19 protein-coding genes are annotated in these 24,644 nt (G+C 61.6%); 16 read left to right on the plus strand and 3 right to left on the minus strand.

Annotated elements, in window-relative coordinates; translation table 11 throughout:
* Positions 1–33 precede the first annotated feature (33 nt).
* The 5 genes from cdhC (at position 34) to AC07OV_RS10485 (ending at position 4,421) form a co-directional block, all read left to right on the plus strand.
* Complete coding sequence (gene cdhC, locus AC07OV_RS10465) at positions 34–921, plus strand: 3-dehydrocarnitine:acetyl-CoA trimethylamine transferase CdhC (RefSeq protein ID WP_495092179.1); 888 nt, start codon at positions 34–36, stop codon at positions 919–921.
* Between the two features lie 129 nt (positions 922–1,050).
* Positions 1,051–2,016 (plus strand): L-carnitine dehydrogenase, encoded by a 966-nt coding sequence (locus AC07OV_RS10470; RefSeq protein ID WP_017476440.1) that lies wholly within the window; start codon positions 1,051–1,053, stop codon positions 2,014–2,016.
* Between the two features lie 111 nt (positions 2,017–2,127).
* Positions 2,128–2,604, plus strand: a complete 477-nt coding sequence (locus tag AC07OV_RS10475) for a thioesterase family protein (protein WP_176996687.1) — start codon at positions 2,128–2,130, stop codon at positions 2,602–2,604.
* A gap of 15 nt (positions 2,605–2,619) precedes the next feature.
* Positions 2,620–3,780: a gamma-butyrobetaine dioxygenase gene (locus AC07OV_RS10480; RefSeq protein WP_495092180.1), complete on the plus strand. Its 1,161-nt coding sequence runs from the start codon at positions 2,620–2,622 to the stop codon at positions 3,778–3,780.
* 377 nt (positions 3,781–4,157) lie between these two features.
* Positions 4,158–4,421, plus strand: coding sequence for a hypothetical protein (locus tag AC07OV_RS10485; protein WP_176996689.1), 264 nt, complete (start codon positions 4,158–4,160; stop codon positions 4,419–4,421).
* Positions 4,422–4,509: 88 nt separating this feature from the next.
* Here the strand turns inward: AC07OV_RS10485 and gbdR are convergent, their stop codons facing one another.
* A complete protein-coding gene (gene gbdR / locus AC07OV_RS10490) occupies positions 4,510–5,613 on the minus strand; it encodes a choline metabolism transcriptional regulator GbdR (protein WP_005792167.1) in 1,104 nt (367 codons plus the stop codon).
* A gap of 502 nt (positions 5,614–6,115) precedes the next feature.
* Complete coding sequence (locus AC07OV_RS10495) at positions 6,116–7,492, minus strand: L-serine ammonia-lyase (RefSeq protein ID WP_176996690.1); 1,377 nt, start codon at positions 7,490–7,492, stop codon at positions 6,116–6,118.
* A gap of 415 nt (positions 7,493–7,907) precedes the next feature.
* Between AC07OV_RS10495 and AC07OV_RS10500 the strand changes: the two genes are divergently transcribed.
* The 3 genes from AC07OV_RS10500 (at position 7,908) to choV (ending at position 10,942) form a co-directional block, all read left to right on the plus strand.
* Positions 7,908–8,855, plus strand: a complete 948-nt coding sequence (locus AC07OV_RS10500; protein WP_176996691.1) for a choline ABC transporter substrate-binding protein — start codon at positions 7,908–7,910, stop codon at positions 8,853–8,855.
* 66 nt (positions 8,856–8,921) lie between these two features.
* The gene (choW, locus tag AC07OV_RS10505; protein WP_010565949.1) at positions 8,922–9,767 is read left to right on the plus strand and encodes a choline ABC transporter permease subunit; all 846 of its coding nucleotides are present in this window, start codon (positions 8,922–8,924) and stop codon (positions 9,765–9,767) included.
* A complete protein-coding gene (gene choV, locus AC07OV_RS10510) occupies positions 9,764–10,942 on the plus strand; it encodes a choline ABC transporter ATP-binding protein (RefSeq protein ID WP_176996692.1) in 1,179 nt (392 codons plus the stop codon). The genes choW and choV overlap by 4 nt, the downstream gene beginning before the upstream one ends.
* Before the next feature lie 156 nt (positions 10,943–11,098).
* Here the strand turns inward: choV and AC07OV_RS10515 are convergent, their stop codons facing one another.
* Positions 11,099–13,033: a BCCT family transporter gene (locus AC07OV_RS10515; RefSeq protein WP_371319357.1), complete on the minus strand. Its 1,935-nt coding sequence runs from the start codon at positions 13,031–13,033 to the stop codon at positions 11,099–11,101.
* A 391-nt stretch (positions 13,034–13,424) separates the two neighbouring features.
* On the opposite strand from AC07OV_RS10515, the gene betI reads away from it, so the two are divergent.
* The 8 genes from betI to dbpA all read left to right on the plus strand — a co-directional run bounded on the left by betI (position 13,425) and on the right by dbpA (position 24,575).
* Positions 13,425–14,018, plus strand: coding sequence for a transcriptional regulator BetI (betI, locus tag AC07OV_RS10520; RefSeq protein ID WP_495092181.1), 594 nt, complete (start codon positions 13,425–13,427; stop codon positions 14,016–14,018).
* Positions 14,019–14,128: 110 nt separating this feature from the next.
* Complete coding sequence (betB, locus tag AC07OV_RS10525; RefSeq protein WP_176996695.1) at positions 14,129–15,601, plus strand: betaine-aldehyde dehydrogenase; 1,473 nt, start codon at positions 14,129–14,131, stop codon at positions 15,599–15,601.
* Between the two features lie 138 nt (positions 15,602–15,739).
* Positions 15,740–17,434, plus strand: coding sequence for a choline dehydrogenase (gene betA, locus AC07OV_RS10530; RefSeq protein ID WP_176996696.1), 1,695 nt, complete (start codon positions 15,740–15,742; stop codon positions 17,432–17,434).
* Between the two features lie 214 nt (positions 17,435–17,648).
* The gene (locus AC07OV_RS10535) at positions 17,649–19,091 is read left to right on the plus strand and encodes a TldD/PmbA family protein (protein ID WP_495092182.1); all 1,443 of its coding nucleotides are present in this window, start codon (positions 17,649–17,651) and stop codon (positions 19,089–19,091) included.
* Entirely contained in the window at positions 19,091–20,407 is a 1,317-nt protein-coding gene (locus AC07OV_RS10540) for a TldD/PmbA family protein (protein WP_495092183.1), read from the plus strand. The genes AC07OV_RS10535 and AC07OV_RS10540 overlap by 1 nt, the downstream gene beginning before the upstream one ends.
* 345 nt (positions 20,408–20,752) lie before the next feature.
* A complete protein-coding gene (locus AC07OV_RS10545) occupies positions 20,753–21,643 on the plus strand; it encodes an alpha/beta fold hydrolase (RefSeq protein ID WP_495092184.1) in 891 nt (296 codons plus the stop codon).
* A gap of 36 nt (positions 21,644–21,679) precedes the next feature.
* On the plus strand, positions 21,680–23,107 hold the full coding sequence (mdtD, locus tag AC07OV_RS10550; RefSeq protein WP_176996700.1) for a multidrug transporter subunit MdtD: 1,428 nt from the start codon (positions 21,680–21,682) through the stop codon (positions 23,105–23,107).
* A gap of 130 nt (positions 23,108–23,237) precedes the next feature.
* Complete coding sequence (gene dbpA / locus AC07OV_RS10555; RefSeq protein ID WP_256349848.1) at positions 23,238–24,575, plus strand: ATP-dependent RNA helicase DbpA; 1,338 nt, start codon at positions 23,238–23,240, stop codon at positions 24,573–24,575.
* Positions 24,576–24,644 lie beyond the last annotated feature (69 nt).

The raw sequence follows: 24,644 nt of genomic DNA on the forward strand, positions 1-24,644 counted from the left end.
GCACTACTACGCCCGCCTGTAAGGAACCGCCTCATGAACCACGACGTCATCATCACCTGCGCACTCACCGGTGCTGGCGACACGACCAGCAAAAGCCCACACGTGCCGGTCACTCCCAAACAAATCGCCGCCGCCGCGGTAGAAGCCGCCAAGGCCGGTGCCACGGTTGTGCACTGCCATGTGCGTGACCCACAAACCGGCAAGTTCAGCCGCGACGTGGCCCTGTACCGCGAAGTGATGGAGCGCATCCGCGAGGCCGACATCGACATCATCGTCAACCTCACCGCCGGCATGGGCGGCGACCTGGAGATCGGTGGCGGCGAGAACCCGATGGAGTTCGGCACCAACACCGACCTGGTCGGCCCGCTGACCCGCCTGGCCCATGTGGAAGAGCTGCTGCCAGAAATCTGCACCCTGGACTGCGGCACCCTGAACTTCGGCGATGGCGACACCATTTACGTCTCCACCCCTGCGCAACTGCGCGCCGGCGCCAAACGCATCCAGGAGCTGGGCGTGAAGGCCGAGCTGGAAATCTTCGACACCGGCCACCTGTGGTTCGCCAAGCAGATGATCAAGGAAGGCCTGCTGGACGACCCGCTGTTCCAACTGTGCCTGGGCATCCCGTGGGGCGCGCCGGCCGACACCACCACCATGAAAGCCATGGTCGACAACCTGCCGGCCAACGCCGTGTGGGCGGGCTTCGGCATCGGCCGCATGCAAATGCCAATGGCCGCACAAGCGGTGCTGCTGGGTGGCAACGTGCGCGTCGGCCTGGAAGACAACCTGTGGCTGGACAAAGGCGTGCTCGCCACCAACGGCCAACTGGTGGAGCGCGCCAGTGAAATCCTCAGCCGCCTGGGCGCACGGGTCATGACCCCGGCCGAAGGCCGCGTGAAGATGGGCCTGACCAAGCGCGGCTGATCCTTTCAGAACACAACCAACCCTGTAGGAGCCGGCTTGCCGGCGATGAGGCCCTCATGCCTGTGGCGATGCCTCTGACGCCATCGCCGGCAAGCCGGCTCCTACACTGCCTCCATTCAGGAATATGCCATGAGCTTTATCACCGAAATCAAAACCTTCGCCGCCCTCGGCAGCGGTGTCATCGGCAGCGGCTGGGTGTCCCGCGCCCTGGCCCATGGCCTGGACGTCGTGGCCTGGGACCCGGCGCCCGGCGCCGAAGCTGCGCTGCGCAAACGCGTCGCCAATGCCTGGGGCGCCCTGGAGAAACAAGGCCTGGCGCCGGGTGCATCCCAGGACCGCCTGCGCTTTGTCGCCACCATCGAGGAGTGCGTGAAAGACGCCGACTTCATCCAGGAAAGCGCTCCGGAACGTCTCGAGCTGAAGCTGGAATTGCACAGCAAGATCAGCGCCGCGGCCAAGCCCAACGCATTGATCGGCTCCAGCACGTCCGGCCTGTTGCCAAGCGAGTTCTACGAAGGATCGACCCACCCGGAACGCTGCGTGGTCGGCCACCCGTTCAACCCGGTTTACCTGCTGCCGCTGGTGGAAGTGGTGGGCGGAAAGAACACTGCACCGGAGGCCATTCAAGCCGCGATCAAGGTGTATGAATCCCTTGGCATGCGCCCGCTGCACGTGCGCAAGGAAGTCCCCGGCTTCATCGCCGACCGCCTGCTCGAAGCGCTCTGGCGCGAGGCGCTGCACCTGGTGAATGACGGCGTGGCCACCACCGGCGAAATCGACGACGCGATCCGCTTTGGCGCCGGCCTGCGCTGGTCGTTCATGGGCACCTTCCTGACCTACACCCTGGCTGGCGGCGATGCCGGTATGCGGCACTTCATGGCGCAATTCGGCCCGGCGCTGCAACTGCCATGGACCTACCTGCCGGCGCCGGAGCTGACCGACAAGTTGATCGATGACGTGGTGGACGGCACCAGCGATCAGTTGGGCAAGCACAGCATTTCGGCGTTGGAACGCTATCGTGATGATTGCCTGCTGGCGGTGCTGGAAGCGGTGAAGACCACCAAGGAAAAACACGGTATGACATTCGCTGAATAACCGCTGTTGATCCCTGTAGGAGCCGGCTTGCCGGCGATAGCCCCCTCAAGGACGCCATCGCCGGCAAGCCGGCTCCTACAGTTGACCGAGTACCTACCCGGAATTTATGTCATGCCTGCACTGACGACCTACACCACCCACATCCAGCCCGACTGGGTGGACTACAACGGCCATCTGCGCGATGCGTTCTACCTGCTGATCTTCAGCTACGCCACCGATGCACTGATGGACACCCTGGGCCTGGACAGTGAAAACCGCGAAGCCAGCGGCCATTCGCTGTTCACCCTCGAGCTGCACCTGAACTACCTGCACGAGGTGAAACTCGGCGCCGAGGTGGAGGTGCACACCCAACTCATCGCCCATGACGCCAAGCGCCTGCACCTCTATCACAGCCTGCACCTCGTGGGCGACGAGAAGGAATTGGCGGGCAACGAACAGATGCTGCTGCACGTCGACCTCGCCGGCCCGCACTCCGCGCCGTTCACCGAGGCCACGCTGGAAAAACTCACGGCCATCAGCGCAGAACAGGCCGACCTGCCACGCCCCGCCCTGCTTGGCCGAGTGATTGGACTGCCACCCAAAAAATAAAAACAAGGAGCCACCATGCAAACCGCCGCCGCTGTTGCCGATTTCCGTACCTACCCGAAGATCTGTGACCTCGACGAGGTCCAGGTACTCGACGATCAGATTCGCGTGCGCTGGGCCGATGGACGGGTCAGCCCATTCCATCATCAGTGGCTGCGGGACAACTGCCCGTGCGCGCACTGCGTGTACAGCGTGACCCGCGAGCAGGTGCTGGAGATCGTCGATGTAGACGAGCAGCTCACCGCAATCAGCGCGCACATCGTGCAAGGTGACCTGAGCGTGGAATGGAGCGGCGGCCACCATAGCCGGTATGACCCTGGCTGGTTGCGGGCTCACGCCTACGACGATGAGTCCCGTGCCGAACGGCGTGCGGCAAAACCCAAATCCCAGCTGTGGGACAGCCGTTTCGAGCTGCCGATTTTCGACTATGCAGCCGTCATGCAAGACTCCGACACGTTGCTGCAATGGCTGCTGGCCTTGCGCGACACCGGCCTGACGCAAATCCGTGGCGTGCCCACCGAGCCCGGCTCCCTGGCGTCCATCGCCAAGCGCATTTCGTTCATCCGCGAGAGCAACTTCGGCGTGCTGTTCAACGTGCAATCCAAGGCCGATGCCGACAGCAATGCCTACACCGCTTTCAACCTGCCGCTGCACAGTGATTTGCCGACGCGGGAGCTGCAACCGGGCCTGCAATTCCTGCATTGCCTGGTGAACGACGCCGACGGTGGCGAAAGCATTTTTGTCGACGGATTTGCCATCGCCCAGGCCCTGCGCAACGAAGACCCCGAGGCGTTTCGTGCACTGTGTGAGATCCCCGTGGAATTTCGCAACAAGGACCGCCACAGCGACTACCGCCGGCTCGCACCGATCATCGCGCTGGATGCCCTGGGCGAAGTGTCGGAGATCCGCATGGCTAACTTTCTGCGCGGGCCGTTCGAGGCCAGCGTGGAGCAGATGCCACTGCTCTACCGCGCGTATCGGCGGTTTATTGCGATGACGCGGGAGGAGCGTTTTCGCGTGGTAAAACGCCTGAATCCGGGGGAGCTATGGTGCTTCGACAACCGCCGGACGTTGCATGCGCGCAATGCATTCGACCCGGCGTCCGGGGCGCGGCATTTTCAGGGGTGCTATATCGATCGGGATGAGTTGTTGTCGCGGATATTGGTATTGCAACGGTAGACCGAGGTGCAGCCATCGCAGGCAAGCCAGCTCCCACAGGGGAATGCATTCCAAAGGTGGAACTCGGTCAAATGTGGGAGCTGGCTTGCCTGCGATGAGGCTGGTACAAACACCCCAAAACCCAGGCAAAAAAAGCCCCAACCCAGCCGTGACTGGATCGGGGCAGAGCGCTTGGTGTGAGCGTGACATCCCGAGGGTGACCAAACCTTCAAGGTGCTTGCCTGGCATTCAGTGTGCCTATTACTGCTGTCGGTAAATGGCCCGAAAACGACATGCTCATAGCCATCTGAGGCATTCGTTGATTCTGCCCTTGCCGACCGCTCGGGGGGCTACCAGAATCGAGGTCAGACCCCGCTCCCTACACCAGGAAAAACGCCATGATGCACGCGGATTTGATTGACCAGGATGACCTGCTGGGCCACCTGCGCTCGCTGGGTTTTGAAGTGTCCAGCGGCGCCACCGCCGAGCAGGCTTGCGAGTGCGCGGTACGCGGCTTGAGTGCGGCTCGGGCCAAGGCACTCAAGGGCATGGTGGAACAGATGTACACCGGCAGTGCGACGATTTTGCCGGCGGTGCGCCAGGCGATCGACAAGCAGTTGTTGCCGGCGTTGGTGCAGTTCAAGCAGAACTCTGGCGCCTGATAGATTGCTATCGCTGGCAAGCCAGCTCCTACAGGGGAATGCGTTCCAACTGTGGGAGCTGGCTTGCCTGCGATGAAGGCGACTCGGTCTAAAGCCTTACGCTGGCAAACGTCGACTCATTACGCGCCTGGCTCAACGCCGACATCGGCCCCGACAACGGTGACAACACCAGCGCCTGCGGAATCGGCATCATCGCCACCTGTTGGGTGGTGTTGGAGCCTACGCGCTCATCCCGTGGCGGAATGCCGAAGTATTCGCGGTAGCACTTGGAGAAGTGCGGCGTGGAGACAAACCCGCACACCGACGCCACTTCGATGATCGACATCGGCGTTTGCTTGAGCAACTGCCGAGCACGGATCAGGCGCAGCTTGAGGTAGTAGCGCGACGGCGAGCAGTGCAGGTATTTCTGGAACAGGCGCTCCAGCTGACGACGGGACACGGCGACATACACCGCCAGTTCGTCCAGGTCGATCGGCTCTTCCAGGTTGGCTTCCATCAGCGCGACGATTTCCTGCAGCTTCGGCTGGTTGGTGCCGAGCATGTGCTTGAGCGGCACACGCTGGTGGTCCTGTTCGTTGCGGATGCGTTCGTACACGAACATCTCAGAGATGGCGGCCGACAGTTCACGGCCGTGGTCGCGGCTGATCAGGTGCAGCATCATGTCCAGCGGCGCGGTGCCGCCCGAACTGGTGAAGCGGTTACGGTCGAGGGTGAACAGGCGTGTGCTCATGGCCACGCGGGGGAAGGCTTCCTGCATCGACGCCAGGCATTCCCAGTGCACGCTGCAATCGAACCCATCCAGCAACCCGGCGCAGGCCAGGGCCCAGCTGCCGGTGCACACCGCGCCAAGGCGGCGGGACTGGCGCGCCTGGCTTTGCAGCCACGACACGTGCTCACGGGTCACGGTACGTTGGATACCCACGCCGCCGCACACAATCACGGTGTCCAGGGCTGGGGCTTTGTGCATGGAGGCATCGGGGGTGATCTGCAGACCGTCGCTGGCCCACACCTGGTTTCCGTCAACACTCAAGGTGGTCCAGCGATACAACTCGCGGCCGGAGAGTTGGTTGGCCATGCGCAGCGGTTCGACTGCGGAAGCCAGGGAAATCAGCGTGAAATTGTCCAGCAGCAAAAAGCCGATGGATTGAGGCGCACGGTTCTGGGGTTGGGCCCCGGAGTTGAACGACGTCATCGCGGTATCTCCTCACACAAAGCGGGTGATGGCCTCAGGCGAGGCTCTTGTTATTGCGCTCGTCTGCGACACAGAACGAGGCTTTGAATTGATAGAGCAAATGCCATGCCTAAAATTGAATGGCCGTCCAATAACTCCTAAAAACGACCTCATGACGCGTCTATATAAGCCCGCGCGGTATGTGCGGGATATGACCCGAAATGGGCGTAGGAGCAGGCCTACCTGAGGGGTGTGAGCAGATCGGTAGCACTTGTGGGAAGGCGCTTTGCGGGTGTGGGAGAAGTCTGTCACCGCAAGCGCGGATGACGAGGGATCAGGCGGGAAATCGTTTGGGAGCTACTTATCTGTTTGCGACGCGCTAAAAGGTGGCGCTTTTGGATCCGGGTGTTCACTTTATGAGCAGTGTTGCCTGGGCTGACGCTATCGCCGGCAAGCCGGGCTCCTACAATGGAACGCGCACTCCTGTAGGAGCCGGCTTGCCGGCGATAGCCATTTCAAAGGCTCAACATTCCACGGCACTCACCGCCAACCCACCCCGCGATGTCTCTTTGTACTTGTCATGCATGTCCGCCCCGGTATCGCGCATGGTGCGGATCACCCGGTCCAGGGAGATGAAATGCTGGCCATCCCCGCGCAAGGCCATCTGCGCCGCGTTGATCGCCTTCACCGCCGCAATCGCATTACGCTCGATGCACGGCACCTGCACCAACCCGCCCACCGGGTCGCAGGTAAGGCCGAGGTTATGTTCCAAACCGATTTCAGCGGCGTTACACAATTGCTCCGGCGTAGCGCCGAGGATTTCCGCCAAGCCGGCCGCCGCCATGGCGCAGGCCGAGCCCACTTCGCCCTGGCAGCCCACCTCGGCGCCTGAGATCGAAGCGTTTTTCTTGCACAGGATGCCCACCGCCGCCGCGCCGAGCAGGTAGTCGACCACATTGGCTTCGGTGACGTCCTCGCTGAACTTCATAAAGTAGTGCAGCACCGCCGGGATGATCCCCGCCGCGCCATTGGTCGGTGCGGTGACCATGCGCCCACCGGCCGCGTTTTCTTCGTTGACCGCCAGGGCGAACAGGTTGACCCATTCCATGGCGCTCAAGGTCGAACCGATCACGTTGGGCTTGTTCAATTCCTGCAGGCTGCGATGCAACTTGGCCGCACGCCGGCGCACGTTCAGGCCACCGGGCAGGATGCCTTCGTGCTTGAGGCCTTGTTCCACGCAATCTTGCATGGCGCGCCAGAGCTTCATCAGGCCGCTGCGGATCTCTTCTTCAGAGCGCCACACCTTTTCGTTGGCCATCATCAACTCGGCCACGCGCAGGTTGTGGGTCTTACACAGCTGCAGCAGCTCCACCGCGCTGGAAAAATCGTAAGGCAACTCGGTGCGGTCCATGTCGGCCACACCGCTTTGTGCCTGGGCTTCGTCCACCACAAAACCGCCGCCGACTGAATAGTAGGTGTCGCGGTGCAGCTCGCCGTCATCGCCGTACACCACCAGGGTCATGGCATTGGGATGGAACGGCAGGTTTTCGTCGAGCAGGCGCATGTCCCGCGCCCACACGAACGGCACCGGCAAACGCCCGTCCAGCAGCAGCGTGTCGGTTTCGCGCAAGGTGTGAATACGCAGGCCGATCTGCGAGGGGTCGATTGCATCCGGCCATTCCCCCATCAAGCCCATGATGGTGGCGGTGTCGCTGCCATGGCCGATGCCCGTGGCGGACAGCGAGCCATAGAGCTGAACTTCGACGCGCCGCACTTGTTCCAACCATTCACGTTCACGCAGTGCCTGGACGAACAATGCCGCGGCGCGCATGGGGCCGACGGTGTGAGAACTCGAAGGCCCGATGCCGATCTTGAACAGGTCGAAAACACTGATAGCCATTGCCGTGCAACTCCTCGGGTGAACAGGCCAGGCACCAAGGAGCTGCTACGCTCAGATCGCCCAGATGGCGGCATCATCTAGCTTTTATCCGTCATCACGGCGTCTCACACCGACGTGACCATGCTCAGTAACGTCGCTCGCGTTCGATCACTTGTTTTGGCCGTTTTTAGCGGTGCAGATCGGTAAAAACCGCAGTTTTGCCGTGGAAAAAATCTGTAAGCGACGTCACCGACACTGGATACGACCATCCCTGTACTGGATACGACGCCCCCTGTAGGCGTCAGATTTTCACTGGTACATGATCAGTCTCGACTCGTTTGCAAGGCACCGTGCCAGAGCTGTTGTCGCACGCACCAACCGCAACACCTATAAAGCGCGGCGAACGCCGCCAGAAAAAACACAGGAGTCTAGCCCCATGAAAGGTTCACCCTCGTTGTTGTTGGCCGCCATGTTGAGTCTGCCAGTCCTGGCGCACGCTGCAGAACCGGCACAATGTCAGACCGTCAACTTCTCCGATGTCGGCTGGACCGACATTACCGTCACGACCGCGACCACCAGCGAAGTCCTCAAGGGCCTGGGCTACAAGCCCCGCACCACGATGATTTCGGTGCCAGTGACCTACAAGTCCCTGGCTGACGGCAAGAACATGGACATCTTCCTCGGCAACTGGATGCCGACCATGGAAAACGACATCAAGCAGTACCGTGATGCCGGCACCGTGGAAACCGTCCGCGCCAACCTCGAAAACGCCAAGTACACCCTGGCGGTGCCCGAGGCGCTGTACAACAAAGGCCTTAAAGACTTCGCCGATATCGCCAAATTCAAGGATGAGCTGGGCGGCAAGATCTACGGCATCGAGCCGGGTAACGACGGCAACCGCACCATCCAGACCCTCATCGACAAAGATGCCTTCGGCCTGAAAACCGCTGGCTTCAAAGTGGTCGAGTCCAGCGAAGCCGGGATGCTGTCGCAAGTGGAACGCGCCACCAAGCGCGACCAGGCCATCGTGTTCCTCGGCTGGGAACCGCACCCGATGAACACCCGCTTCAAGATGAAGTACCTGACCGGGGGTGACGATTCGTTCGGCCCCAACTACGGCCAGGCCACCATCTACACCAACACCCGCAAGGGTTACACCCAGGAATGCAGCAACGTTGGCCAGCTGCTGAAAAACCTGGTGTTCACCCTGAACATGGAAAGCACCCTGATGGGTAAAGTCCTGGACGACAAACAGAAACCCGACGTCGCCGCCAAGGCCTGGCTCAAGGCCAACCCGCAAGTGCTCGACACCTGGCTCGCCGGTGTCACCACCGTTGATGGCAAACCAGGTCTGGAGGCCGTTAAAGCTTATCTCGCCAAGTAATCGCTGACCCCGGGGCGGTGCGCTGCCCCGGGATGTTTTCCCTTTCGCATGTGGACATTCACTACCATGCTGACTGAACAGAAAATCCCACTAGGCCAGTACATCGCTGCCTTCGTCGAATGGTTGACCAAACATGGCGCCAACTACTTCGACGCAATCGCATCGACACTGGAAACGATGATCCACGGCGTGACGTTTGCGCTGACCTGGTTCAATCCGCTGGCATTGATCGGTCTGATTGCACTGCTGGCTCACTTCATTCAACGCAAATGGGGCCTGACTGTTTTTGTCATCGCCTCCTTCCTGCTGATCCTGAACCTGGGGTACTGGCAGGAAACCATGGAAACCCTCGCGCAGGTGTTGTTCGCCACCCTGGTCTGCGTGGTCATCGGCGTGCCGCTGGGCATTGTTGCCGCGCACAAACCGATGTTCTACACCATGATGCGGCCGGTGCTCGATCTGATGCAGACCGTACCGACCTTCGTCTACCTCATCCCTACCCTGACCCTCTTCGGGCTGGGTGTGGTGCCTGGGTTGATTTCCACGGTGGTGTTCGCGATTGCCGCGCCTATCCGCCTGACCTACCTGGGTATCCGTGATGTACCGCAAGAGTTGATGGACGCCGGCAAGGCCTTTGGCTGCTCGCGCCGTCAGTTGCTCTCGCGCATTGAACTGCCCCACGCCATGCCGAGCATCGCTGCCGGCATTACCCAATGCATCATGCTGTCGTTGTCGATGGTGGTGATCGCGGCCCTGGTTGGCGCCGACGGCCTCGGCAAACCGGTGGTCAACGCACTGAACACCGCCGACATCGCCCTGGGCTTTGAAGCCGGCCTGGCAATCGTGTTGCTGGCCATCATGCTCGACCGCATCTGCAAACAACCCGACGCCAAAGTAGGGGGTGATGCATGAGCATTATCCGATTCGACAATGTCGATGTGATCTTCTCCAAAGACCCACGCGAAGCGCTCAAGCTGCTGGACCAGGGGATGCACCGCAACGAGATCCTGAAAAAGACCGGGCAGATCGTTGGCGTTGAAAAGGCCAGCCTGGACATCGAGAAAGGCGAGATCTGCGTGCTGATGGGCCTGTCGGGCTCGGGCAAGTCGAGCTTGCTGCGCTGCATCAACGGCCTCAACACTGTCAGCCGCGGCCAGTTGTTCGTGGAGCATGAAGGTCGCCAGATCGACATCGCCTCCTGCACCCCCGCCGAGCTGAAAATGATGCGCACCAAGCGCATTGCCATGGTGTTCCAGAAGTTCGCCCTGATGCCGTGGCTGACGGTGCGCGAGAACATCAGCTTCGGCCTTGAGATGCAGGGTCGCCCGGAGAAAGACCGGCGCAAGCTGGTGGATGAAAAACTCGAGCTGGTGGGCCTGACCCAGTGGCGCAACAAGAAGCCGGATGAGCTGTCCGGTGGCATGCAGCAGCGCGTGGGCCTGGCCCGTGCGTTGGCGATGGACGCCGATATCCTGCTGATGGACGAACCCTTCTCCGCCCTCGACCCGCTGATCCGCCAGGGCCTGCAGGACGAGCTGCTGGAACTGCAACGCAAGCTGAGCAAGACCATCGTGTTCGTGAGCCACGACCTCGACGAAGCACTCAAGCTTGGCAGCCGTATCGCGATCATGAAAGACGGCAAGATCATCCAGTACAGCGTGCCGGAAGAGATCGTGCTGAACCCGGCCGATGACTATGTGCGCACCTTCGTCGCCCATACCAACCCGCTGAACGTGCTGTGCGGCCGCAGCCTGATGCGCACCCTGGACAACTGCAAACGCGTCAACGGTTCGGTGTGCCTGGACCCGGGCGGCGACTCGTGGCTGGACCTGGCCGAAGGCAACACCATCAAGGGTGCCCGCCAGAATGGCGCGGTGATGAACCTGCAGAACTGGGCGCCGGGGCAAGCAGTGGAAGGTTTGGGCCGGATACCGACGCTGGTGGATTCGAACATCGGCATGCGCGATGCGCTGCAGATTCGGTATCACACCGGGAACAAGCTGGTGTTGCATGACAACAACCAGGTGGTGGGGATTCTGGGGGACAGCGAGCTGTACCATGCCTTGCTAGGCAAGAACCTGGGCTAAATCCAACTAAAGAAATGCGGTCGATGTGGGAGCTGGCTTGCCTGCGATAGCGGTGGTGAATTCACCATTGCAATCGCAGGCAAGCCAGCTCCCACAGTTGACCTCATTTCAATCATGAACCAGCGGCACCAGTGACGGCGCCGCACAGCTCAATCATCAGCTATAGACACGGCCAAGGAGCTGCCGATGGCTTTCAAACTGATCGAGCACGTCCCGGGTGATCTGTTCCTGGGTAAAGCCCATCAGGTCGTATTCCTGAGGTCCGTTGTGCAGGTAGACCTCGGCCCGGTAGTAACGGGTGCGCTCTTCCTCGGGCAGGTCGGTCGGTGCCGACGAGTAAGCATCCAGGCTCACTTCGTAGACAAACGGGTTACCCTCTTCCATCTCGATACGCACACCGATGCAGCGCTTGGACTTACCGAGCAAGGTCTGCACTTCGAGGCCCTGCTCACGCAGAGCGCTCGCGGCTTCTTCCAACGCCGGCGTGACGTGCTTGTCCATGAAACGCTGCACCGTGCCTTGGCTCGGTTGCAGGTCCAGCGCGGTCAAACGCTCGCTGAAACCACGACGGCCACGCTCTGCCAGTTGCGCCTGCTCTTGTTCGATGGCCACGTCCTGGCGCATCGCCTTGTGCAAGCCAAACATGAAGAAAATCAGCACCACCGAGAACGGCAGCCCTGCCAGCACCACCATGGTTTGCATGGCTTCGAAGTTACCGGCAAACAGCAGGCCGATGGTCACCAGGGTGATCACCGCCGACCAGAAGATCCGCAGCCAGTGCGGCGCATCTTCGTCCACGTTGCCGCCTTTGCACGAAAGGTTGGCCATCATCACCGCGCCGGAATCCGCCGGGGTCAGGAACAGCACGAAGCCTACGAAGATCGACACACCGATGACGATTTTCGACGCCGGGTAATGCTCAAGCAGTTGGTAGATGGCCATGGACGGTTGTTCCAGCGCCGTCTTGCCCAACTCCACTGCACCGTGATTCAGCACCAGGTCCAGGGCCGAGTTGCCGAAGATCGACAGCCACGCCAGGGTGAAACCCAGTGGAATCAACAGCACGCCCGCCACCAGCTCACGCACCGTGCGACCACGGGAAATACGCGCGATGAACATGCCGACGAATGGGGCCCAGGAAATCCACCACGCCCAGTAGAACAGGGTCCACAGGCCCATCCAGCGCTCGGTCTTGTCGGCGTCGCCTTCGTACACATAAAGGTCAAAGGTTTTCAGCACCAGGCCGTTCATGTAGTCGCCGATGTTCTGCACAAAGCCGTTGAGCAAGTGCAAGGTCGGACCGAACAGCAGCACAAAGATCAGCAAGCCGCTGAACAGCACGATGTTGAGGTTGGACAGGCGGCGAATGCCGTTCTCCACACCCGACACGGCGGCGATGGTCGCCACGGTGCTCATCACGATGATCACGATCAGCAGGTTGGTGTTGCTGTGCTGCATGCCGAACAGGTTTTCCAACCCCGACGACACCTGCATCGAGCCAATGCCCAGGTTGGTCACCAGGCCCAGCAGGGTCACGAACATGCCGAAGCCGTCCACCGCGTGACCGGCCGCACCTTTCACCCAACGCTCGCCCACCAGTGGGTAGAGTGCCGAGCGCAAGGCCAGCGGTTGGTTGTGGCGGTACGCAAAGTACGCCACGGCCAGGCCGACCAGGGCGTAGATCGCCCAGCCATGCAGGCCCCAGTGCAGGAAGGTCAGTTGCAGCGCCTGGCGCGCGGCGCCATTGCTGGCGGCGGCGCCTTCAGGCGGGTTGAAGTAGTGGTCCAGAGGCTCGGACGCACCGAAGTACAGCAGCGAGATGCCGATGCCGGACGAGAACAGCATGCCGGCCCAGGCGCCGTAGCTGAAGTCCGGGGTGTCGTCCTTGCTGCCCAGTTTCAACTTGCCGTAGGACGAAAACGCCAGGCCCACCACAAACACGAGGTAGGCGGCGATGACCACCATGTAGTACCAGCCGAAGCTTTTGGAAAGCCAGGCCTGTGCAACGCCGAGCATGCGCCCGGCCTCCTGCGGGGCGATGATCAGAATGGCGGTCAACAACAGAATCAGCGCGGTGGAGGTGTAGAACACCCAACCGTTGACCCGGACCTTTTCCGGCGGGGTCTTTATAAGAGAGGCAGAACTCATGGCGCAGATGCTCCGGGCAGTGCGAGAGAGAAACACAAGGCAACGGTTATCCCGGGACATCGATTTTTCGGCAGTCGACGGACGGGTGTTATAAAGACACCCCGAAAATTCCTGAACCCCGCCGAAGCGGTGGCCAGGCCCTGATACGGCCTGTTTCAAGGATTTTTGCAGGTGTCAGATGTCGCGGCCCATTTGTAGGAAATACCTGTAGGCAGCGACCATTTGTCGCAGATCTTATTCTTTGTTGATTGAACGTTCAATCAAAACAAAATAGACTGGCCATCAAGCCGACGGACGTTTATCGCCCATCGGCAGGCCTAAGGAGAGGTGCTACATGCCCAAGGTCGGTATGCAACCCATACGCCGCCAGCAGTTGATCGAAGCCACGTTGACGGCCATCGATCAGGTCGGGATGGGGGATGCCAGCATTGCGCTGATCGCCCGCTTGGCCGGCGTCTCGAACGGCATCATCAGTCACTACTTTCAGGACAAGAACGGCCTGATCGCAGCGACGATGCGTTACCTGATGAACGTGCTGATCGACAACGTCCACGAACGCAGGCGTGCCCTGAAGGATGACAGCCCACGGGCGCACCTCCAGGTGATTATCGAAGGCAACTTCGACGCCAGCCAGGTCAACGGCCCGGCAATGAAAACCTGGTTGGCCTTCTGGGCTACCAGCATGCACCACCCGTCATTGCACAGGTTGCAGCGGATCAACGATCAACGTCTGTATTCCAACCTGTGCTGCCAGTTTCGCCGAGTGCTGCCGCTGCCGCGCGCACGCAAAGCAGCCCGAGGCCTGGCGGCCCTGATCGACGGTTTGTGGTTGCGCGGCGCCCTGTCGGGAGACGCTTTCGACACGGAGCAGGCGCAACGGATCGCTTACGAATACATGGATTTCCAATTGGCCATGCAGGTGAGTTAGAGCACACATAACCGCTCAACCCCTGAACTGCTGTCGCTCAGTGTTGCCACACCCTTATGGCCCACTGTTCGGCGGTTAACGCCAACCACTTATGCACTTGCGAGGACTTTATGGCCCGTTTCGAACTGCAAAAACTCTACATTGACGGCGGCTACAGCGACGCTGGCAGCGATGCCACCTTCGACGCCATCAACCCGGCTAACGGTGAAGTTCTCGCCCAAGTGCAACGCGCGACGAAAGAAGACGTTGAACGTGCCGTGGTCAGCGCTGAAAAGGGCCAGAAAATCTGGGCCGCCATGACCGCCATGGAGCGCTCGCGCATCCTGCGCCGTGCCGTCGACATCCTGCGCGAGCGCAACGACGAGCTGGCCGCCCTGGAAACCCTGGACACCGGTAAAGCCTTCTCCGAAACCAAGTACGTCGACATCGTCACCGGCGCTGACGTGCTGGAATACTACGCAGGCCTGGTGCCGGCCATCGAAGGCGAGCAGATTCCGCTGCGTGACACTTCGTTCGTCTACACCCGCCGCGAGCCGCTGGGCGTGGTCGCCGGTATCGGCGCGTGGAACTACCCGATCCAGATCGCCCTGTGGAAATCTGCACCGGCCCTGGCCGCCGGCAACGCGATGATCTTCAAGCCAAGCGAAGTCACTTCGCTGACCACCCTGAAACTGGCCGAGATCTACACCGAAGCCGGCGTTCCGGCGGGCGTGTTCAACGTACTGACCGGCAGCGGCCGTGAAGTCGGCACCTGGCTGACCGAGCACCCGCGCATCGAGAAAGTTTCGTTCACCGGCGGCACTGACACCGGCAAGAAAGTCATGGCCAGCGCGTCGAGCTCCTCGCTCAAAGACGTGACCATGGAACTGGGCGGCAAGTCCCCGCTGATCATCTTCGACGACGCCGACCTCGACCGCGCCGCCGACACCGCGATGATGGCCAACTTCTACAGCTCCGGCCAGGTCTGCACCAACGGCACCCGTGTGTTCGTGCCCAAGCACCTGCAAGCGGCGTTCGAAGCCAAGATTGCTGAACGCGTTGCGCGCATTCGCATCGGCAACCCGGAAGACGAAAACACCAACTTCGGCCCGCTGGTCAGCTTCCAGCACATGGAAAGCGTGCTGGGCTACATCGCCAAGGGCAAAGAGCAAGGCGCACGCCTGCTGTGCGGCGGCGATCGCCTGACCGACGGCGACTTCGCCAAAGGCGCCTTCGTGGCCCCGACCGTGTTCACCGACTGCACTGACGACATGACCATCGTCCGTGAAGAAATCTTCGGCCCAGTCATGGCGATCCTGACCTACGAAACCGAAGAAGAAGTGATCCGCCGCGCCAACGACACCGACTTCGGCCTGGCCGCTGGCCTGGTGACCAAGGACTTGAACCGCGCCCACCGCGTGATTCATCAGCTGGAAGCGGGTATCTGCTGGATCAACGCCTGGGGCGAGTCCGACGCGAAGATGCCGGTCGGTGGCTACAAGCAGTCGGGTGTTGGCCGTGAGAACGGCATCAGCTCGCTGAACAACTTCACCCGCATCAAATCGGTACAGGTTGAGCTGGGCGATTACGCCTCGGTGTTCTGATACCCCGAGTTTTGTGTTGCCTGTGAGGCCCCCTATCGCAGGCAAGCCAGCTCCCACATTTGGAATGCGTTCCCCTGTGGGAGCCGGGCTTGCCCGCGATGAGGCCCGACCTGACTATCTCAAAAGAGGGTGCATCCAATGTCCCAAGAATACGATTACATCATTGTGGGTGCCGGCTCCGCCGGTAACACCCTGGCGACCCGTCTGACCGAAGACGAAGGCGTCACTGTCCTGCTGCTGGAAGCCGGTGGCCCCGACTACCGTTTCGACTTCCGCACACAAATGCCCGCCGCCCTGGCGTTCCCGCTGCAGGGCCGCCGCTACAACTGGGCCTACGAGACCGATCCAGAGCCACACATGGACGGCCGCCGTATGGAATGCGGTCGCGGCAAGGGCCTGGGTGGCTCTTCCCTGATCAACGGCATGTGCTACATCCGTGGCAACGCGATGGACTACGACGGCTGGGCGAAACTGCCAGGCCTGGAAAACTGGACCTACCTCGATTGCCTGCCGTATTTCCGTAAAGCCGAAACCCGCGACATCGGCCCGAACGATTGGCACGGCGGCGATGGCCCGGTCAGCGTGACCACGCCAAAAGCCGGCAACAACCCCCTGTTCCACGCCATGGTTGAAGCCGGCGTACAGGCGGGCTACCCGCGTACCGAAGACTTGAACGGCTACCAGCAAGAAGGCTTCGGCCCGATGGACCGTACCGTCACGCCGAAGGGCCGTCGCGCCAGCACCGCGCGCGGTTACCTGGACACCGCCAAGAAGCGTTCCACGCTGACCATCGTCACCCACGCCCTCAGCGACAAAGTGCTGTTTGAAGGCAAGCGTGCCGTTGGCGTGCGTTACCTGATCGGCGCTGCCGAAGAGCGCGTTGAAGCCCGTGCACGCAAAGAAGTCATCGTGTGCAGCGGTGCAATCGGTTCGCCGCAACTGCTGCAACGCTCCGGTGTTGGCCCGTCCAAGCTGCTGGAAAGCCTCGACATCCCGGTGGTCCACGACCTGCCAGGCGTCGGCGAAAACCTGCAGGATCACCTTGAGCTGTACCTGCAATACGCTTGCACCCAACCGGTGTCGCTGTACCCGTCGCTGCTCTGGTACAACCAGCCGGCGATTGGTGCCGAGTGGCTGTTCAACGGCACCGGCATCGGCGCCAGCAACCAGTTCGAAGCGGGCGGTTTCATCCGTACCCGTGAAGAATTCGAATGGCCGAACATCCAGTACCACTTCCTGCCGGTGGCGATTAACTACAACGGCAGCAACGGTGTGCAAGAGCACGGCTTCCAGGCGCATATGGGTTCCATGCGTTCGCCAAGCCGTGGCCGCATCCAGCTGAAGTCGAAGAACCCACGGGACTACCCGAGCATCCTCTTCAACTACATGGCCACCGAGCAGGACTGGCAAGAATTCCGCGACGGCATCCGCCTGACCCGTGAAATCATGCAACAGCCGGCGCTGGACCAATACCGTGGCCGTGAAATCAGCCCGGGCATTGACGTGCAAACCGATGAGCAGCTGGACAAGTTCATCCGCGAGCACGCCGAAACCGCGTTCCACCCGTCCTGCTCGTGCAAGATGGGCACCGACGACATGGCGGTGGTGGATGGCGAGGGCCGCGTGCATGGCATGCAGGGCCTGCGTGTTGTGGATGCGTCGATCATGCCGATCATCACCACCGGCAACCTGAACGCGCCAACGATCATGATCGCCGAGAAAATCGCCGACAAGATCCGTGGCCGCCAGCCGCTGCCGCGCAGCACCGCCGACTACTACGTGGCCGGCGATGCGCCGGTGCGTGGCAAGCCGCTGCGTGAAATCGCGCAGTAACTGATACACCGCGGCGCTCCCATCGCAGGCAAGCCAGCTCCCACACCGACCGAGTTCGTTTGAACAACTCGATCACCTGTGGGAGCCGGGCTTGCCCGCGATGAGGCCCGACCAGACGCCGAAAAACCACCCGCCTACACTTTCCTTGATCAGCTCCCAGCCCAGGCCTACTCTGTTTGCCTGCCCGCGCCGAGCCGCCCACAAGGAAGGCCCCATGTTCGATTACCACGCCACACTCAAGCAGCACTTCAGTGCCCTGCGCACCCGCGCCGAATTCTTCTCGCTGCGTTACGTGCGCGAATCCGGCCAATACCTGTCGGTACGTAAGAACGTCGCCGAGCCGCCCCACCTGAACCACGACGAAGGCGCGATGCTCACCGTGCGCATCAACGGCGTCGAAGCCTACGCTGCCACTAACGATATTTCCCTCGCGGGCCTGCAAGCCGCCCTCGAACGCGCCGAACAGCAAGCCCGGCAGATCAAGCCCCACGCCCTGCTCGACCTGCGCGAACAACACGTCTCCAGCGACGTCGCCGACTACTTGTCGCCCGAGCTTCAACAGCCCTTCCCTTCCCTGAGCGACTGCTACGCATTGCTCGGCAGCGAATCGGCCGCCGTGCCCAAGGATGAGCGCCTGGTGAACTGGGAAGTCAGCCTCGGCCTGACTCACGTCGAACAGATCTACCTCAATAACGCCGGCGCCGAACTGCGCCAGGCCCAGCGCTTTGTGTTCCCTGGCGTCAACGTCACCGCCTACGACGGCAACGACAGCCAGACCCGCACCCTGGGCGGCAGCAACTTCGGCCAGCAAGGCGGCTTTGATGTGATCAGCCGTTTCGGCCTGGTGGGTGCCGCGCCGCGCATCGCCGACGAAGCCCTGCAATTGCTGCTCGCGCCCAACACGCCCAACGGCCCGCGCGACCTGTTGCTGATGCCCGACCAAATGATCCTGCAGATCCACGAGTCCATTGGCCATCCTCTGGAACTGGACCGCATCTTGGGCGATGAGCGCAATTACGCTGGCACCAGTTTTGTAAAGGCCAGCGATTTCGGCCACCTGCAATACGGCTCCAAGTTGCTCAACGTGACCTTCGACCCGGACATCCCCGAACAACTCGCCAGCTACGGTCATGACGACGACGGCACCGCCGCCAGCAAGCAGTTCCTGATCCGCGAAGGGCTGCTGCTCAAGCCGCTGGGCGGGGCACTGTCGCAATTCCGTTCGGGCATGAGCGGCGTGGCCAACAGCCGCGCCAGCAGTTGGAACCGCGCGCCCATCGACCGCATGGCCAACCTGAATATCGAAGCCGGCGATCAGAGCCTTGCGCAACTGATTGACGGTGTGGAAAACGGCATCCTGATGTCGACCAACCGTTCGTGGTCCATCGACGATGCGCGCAACAAGTTCCAGTTCGGCTGCGAGTGGGGCCAGTTGATCGAGAACGGCGAGCTCAAAGGCGTGGTGAAGAACCCCAACTACCGCGCCATTTCCGCGCACTTCTGGCGCAACCTCAGCGCGGTCGGCGACGCCACCACCTTCAAGGTACTGGGCACGCCCAACTGCGGCAAAGGCGAACCCAACCAGGTGATCCGCGTCGGCCATGCCTCGCCCGCCTGCGTATTCAGTGATGTCGATGTATTTGGGGGAGACGCCTGATGAACAACTTCAAGGCATTGGTGGAATGGCTCAAGCACGCCATCACCGACAGCGAGCAATTCCACCTGGGTTATGCCGATGAGGCGTCCGAGTTTGTGCGCTTCAACCACGCCAAGGTGCGCCAGGCGGGCCAGGTGCAACAGGCCAGCCTCAACCTGAAACTGATCAATGACGGCCGCCACGCCGACCTGGGCATTACCCTGTCCGGCGAGCCGGAGCTGGACCGTCAGCGCCTCGCCGATGGCCTGCAGCAACTGCGCGAAACGCTGCCGCTGCTGCCAGAAGATCCGTACCTGCTGCTCAACCACAACGCCTGGCAAAGCCACAATGAACAAGCCCGGCCATTGCCAGAGCTGGCCCAAGTACTGGAAGACATCAGCCAGGCTGCTGAAGGTGTTGACCTGGTCGGGTTCTACGCCGCTGGCCCCATCAGCCGTGGCTTCGCCAGCTCCGACGGTGCGTTCGGCTGGCATCGCGCCAATAGCTTCAACTTCGATTTCAGCCTGTTCCACGCCAATGGCGAAGCGGTAAAAGCCAGCTACGCCGGGCACACCTGGGACAGCGCCGAGTTCGCCGAACGCTTCCAGCAGGCCCGCGAGCAACTTGAGTTCCTTGGCCGACCGCTGCACACCCTCGCACCCGGGCAATACCGCGCCTACCTGGCCCCGGCGGCGATTGAAGAAATCATCAGCATCATCACCTGGGGTGGTTTTTCTGCCCAGGCCATCGCCAGTAAAGGCAGCTCGTTGCAAAAACTGTATGCCGGCGAGCAATCCCTGAGCCCGCTGGTGACGGTGAGCGAACAGATCAGCGGTTCCCTGAGCCAGGGGTTTTCCACCGAGGGCTACCCGCGCGGTGATGTCACGCTGATCAATGCGGGCAAGGCCGAAGGCCAGTTGATCAACTCGCGCAGTGCCGCCGAATACGGCTTGAGCACCAACGGCGCCAGCAGCGATGAATCCCCCAGCGCCTTGCAGATGGCGGCAGGCGACTTGGCCCAGGCCGATATCCTCAAGCAGTTGGGCACCGGGTTGTACATCAGCAACCTGTGGTACCTGAACTACTCCGACCTGCCCGCCGCCCGCCTGACCGGCATGACGCGCTTCGCCACGTTCTGGGTGGAAGACGGCGAGATCAAGGCGCCGGTCAGCACCATGCGTTTTGATGACAGCGTGTACAGCCTGCTCGGCTCGCAACTCGAAGCCCTGACCGCCGATCGGGAACTGCTGTTGTCGGCCAGCACCTACGGCCAGCGCAACACCGCGTCCAACCTATTGCCAGGCGCCCTGGTCAAACGCCTGACCCTCACCCTGTAACCCACCCCGTGCCGGCTCCTACAGTGGGTGCGTCATGTAACACCCCGTTCCCGTGTAGGAGCTGGCTTGCCAGCGATTGGGCCCGTATGCCATGCACCACGCTTAACGACGCCATCGCCGGCAAGCCGGCTCCTACAGGGGAATTACCGTCACGGCGACGACGCTTCCCTTCTCCATACTTTGGCCGTTCGGCCTGTTGTTCCCCTCCAGATTCCCCGTTATAACGGTTAGTGGCACCTAGCCACGTCCGTGCGGTAACAATAATTCCAACCCCGCCGCCCTTAAACCACTTGAGACCAAGTGATGCACGACCTTGCCCGGGAAAGGGCAAGCTGGAGCGTTGACATGAACCATGGAAGTTTTGTCATTGAAAGGCTGTTCAAGCACTACAACGTTCACATAGAGCAACTGGGTAACGACCCACAAAAGAAAACCGTGCTGATGGTCAACGGCGCGCTGTCCACCACCCGCTCGTTTGCGCGCACCAGCAAATGCCTGGCGGAACACTTCAATGTGTTGCTGTTCGACCTGCCCTTCTCGGGCTATTCGCGCGAATACAACACCGACCTCGACCTGGTGACCAAGGACGACGAAGTGCAAATGCTGCGCGCCCTGGTGGAGCGCTTTGAGGTCAACCACCTGGTGTCGGCCTCCTGGGGCGGCATCTCCACATTGCTGACCCTGGCCCACAACCCGCCCTCCATCGAAAGCTCGGTGGTGATGGCCCTGGCGCCCAACCTCAACCAGGCCATGCTCGACTACGTGGAGCGCGTGCGCGTGCTGATCGAAGCCGATGACAAGTCGGCCGTTGGCCATTTGCTCAACGAGACTGTCGGCAAGTACCTGTCACCCAGACTCAAGCGCAACAACCATCGCCACCTGTCGACCATGGCCACCACGGAGTACCGGCAGGCGCGCTTTCATATCCATCAAGTGCTGGCGCTGGGCGATGGCAACTACCTGCCGGCCCTCAAGCAGATTGAAACGCCGGTGCATTTCCTCAACGGCACGCTGGACGAATACACCCCGGCCGCCGAGGCGCAGTTGTTCAAGCAATACGTAGGGCGCAGCAGCTTTGCCGTGGCCGAACACACCGGCCATTTGCTCGACCTGGAGTCCCGCGAGGCCGCCTTGGCGGTGCACCGTGCGCTGTTGGATTTCTTGGTGGGCAAGGACGCCGCGCTGTCAGATATAGACGAACCGCCAGTGGGAAAAGGAGCGACGGATGGCGCATAATCGCCGACACATAGCCTGCTAACAAAAGGGTTTTCCATGCCGAATCGCGTCCCGCTCGATGCCAAGACCGCCCGCTGGCTACCCTGGGTGGTCGCGATTGCCTTCTTCATGCAGTCGCTGGACGGGACGATCCTCAACACGGCACTGCCGGCCATGGCCCGGGACCTCGCGGAAAACCCGCTGCGCATGCAAGGGGTGGTGATCGCCTATATGCTCACCGTCGCCTTGCTGATCCCGGCCTCAGGCTGGGTCGCCGACCGTTTCGGCACCAAGAAGATCTTCTTTGGCGCCATCATGCTGTTCACCCTTGGCTCGCTGCTGTGCGCACTGTCCAGCAGCCTGACCATGCTGGTGGGTGCGCGGGTCATCCAGGGCTTGGGCGGTGCCTTGATGCTACCCGTCGGCAGGCTCGTGGTGCTGCGCGCTTACCCCCGCTCCGAGCTGGTGCGGATCATGGGCTTCATTACCATCCCCGGCCTGCTCGGCCCGTTGCTCGGCCCGACCATGGGCGGCTGGATGGTGCAATACCTGACCTGGCACTGGATCTTCCTGATCAACCTGCCGGTGGGCATGGTCGGTTGCTACGCCGTGTGGAAACTGATCCCCGACCTGCGCGGCAGCGAACGCACGCGTTTTGATAGCGTGGGGTTCCTGCTGTTCGGCGCGGCGATGGTGCTGATCACCATCGCCATGGAAGGCCTGGGCGAACTGCACTTGCCGCACCTGCGGGTAATGTTGCTGCTGTTCGGCGGGCTGGCGTGCCTGGCGGCCTATTGGTTGCGAGCCGGGCATATCGATAACCCGCTGTTCTCACCGGTGCTGTTCAAGACCCGCACCTTTGCCGTGGGCATCCTCGGCAACCTGTTCGCGCGGCTGGGCAGCGGCGCCCTGCCGTTCCTGGTGCCGTTGCTGCTGCAAGTGGCGCTGGGCTACTCGCCGTCGGAAGCTGGCATGAGCATGCTGCCCCTGGCGGCAGCGGCGATGTTCGCCAAGTCCATCGCTCGCACGCTGATCGAGCGGCTCGGCTACCGCGTGGTGCTGACCGGCAACACTTTGTTCCTCGGCATCATGCTGGCCAGCATGGGCCTGGTCAGCGAGCACACGCCCTACCCGCTGCTGCTGTGCATGCTGGCGATCCTGGGGGCGATCAACTCCCTGCAATTCACCGCGATGAACACCGTTACCCTGATCGACCTGGACGACGCCCAGGCCAGCAGCGGCAACAGTTTGCTGTCGGTGGTGGCGCAATTGTCCCTGAGCCTCGGGGTGGCCTGCGCCGGTGCGCTGCTCGGCGGCTTTACTGCCGAAGCCGGCAACGATGGCGTGGAAAGCGTGCTCGGCGCCTTCCAATTGACCTTCCTCACCGTGGGCATCATGGCAATGCTGGCGGCGGCGATCTTCCTGCAGTTGTCGCCCACCGACGGCAAACGGGTGGTCAGCCGCGAGCATGATATCGAGCACTAGCGGGCGTCTCGTCTAGAACTTGCAGGGAAAATCCTTCGAGACTGGTACACTGCGCAACATTTTGTTTTGCAGAGCCAGTCCCGTGACTACCATCGCCACCGCTTTTAATACTTTGCCCCTGTCCGCCGCCATGCTGGCTAACCTCGACTCGCTGGGTTATGTCGAGATGACGCAGATCCAGGCGCAAAGCTTGCCGGTGATCCTCAAGGGGCTGGACCTGATCGCCCAGGCCAAGACCGGCAGCGGCAAGACCGCCGCCTTCGGCATCGGCCTGTTGAACCCGATCAACCCGCGCTACTTCGGCTGCCAGGCCCTGGTGATGTGCCCGACCCGTGAGTTGGCCGACCAGGTCGCCAAGGAAATCCGTCGCCTGGCCCGTGCCGAAGACAACATCAAGGTACTGACCCTGTGCGGCGGCGTGTCCCTCGGCCCGCAAATCGCCTCCCTGGAGCACGGCGCCCACGTCATCGTCGGCACCCCGGGCCGCATCCAGCAGCACCTGCGCAAGGGCTCGCTGGTACTGGACGGATTGAACACGCTGATCCTCGACGAAGCCGACCGCATGCTCGACATGGGTTTCTACGACGCCATCGAAGACATCATCAGCAAGACCCCGCCGCGCCGCCAGACCCTGCTGTTCTCGGCCACCTACCCGGTGAGCATCAAGCAGTTGGCCTCCAAATTCATGCGCGCGCCGCAACAGGTGAAGGCCGAAGCGTTCCACTCCGACGACCAGATCGAGCAGCGTTTCTACGAGATCTCGCCGGAAGAGCGTATGGACGCAGTGACCAAGGTGCTGGCGCACTTCCGTCCGGCCTCCTGCGTGGCGTTCTGCTTTACCAAGCAGCAAGTGCAGGAAACCGTGGATCACCTGACGGCCAAGGGCATTTCCGCCGTTGGCCTGCACGGCGACCTGGAACAGCGCGACCGTGACCAGGTGCTGGCGATGTTCGCCAACCGCAGTACCTCGGTACTGGTGGCCACCGACGTTGCTGCACGCGGTTTGGACATCGACTCGCTGGACATGGTGATCAACGTCGAACTGGCCCGCGACTCGGAAATCCACATCCACCGCGTGGGCCGTACGGGCCGCGCCGGTGAGACCGGCATCGCCATCAGCCTGGTGGCGCCGTCCGAAGCGCACCGTGCCCAAGCCATCGAGCAGTTGCAGAAAACCCCGCTGAACTGGGACCAACTGGACAACCTCAAGCCGCAAAGCGGTGGCCCGTTGCTGCCACAGATGAGCACCCTGTGCATCGCGGCTGGCCGTAAAGACAAGGTGCGTCCGGGTGACATCCTCGGCGCGCTGACTGGTGAAGCCGGGATTCCGGGTGCCCAGGTGGGCAAGATCGCGATCTTTGATTTCCAGGCCTTCGTGGCCGTGGAACGCGGAATCGCCAAGCAAGCGTTGCAGCGCTTGAATGACGGCAAGATCAAGGGCCGTTCGTTGCGCGTTCGCATCCTGTAAGAACCCCACATATTTACTGTGGGAACCGAATCAATGTGGGAGCTGGCTTGTGTGGGAGCTGGCTTGCCT

It is taken from the genome of Pseudomonas sp. GW821-FHT09A09 (assembly GCF_059418405.1).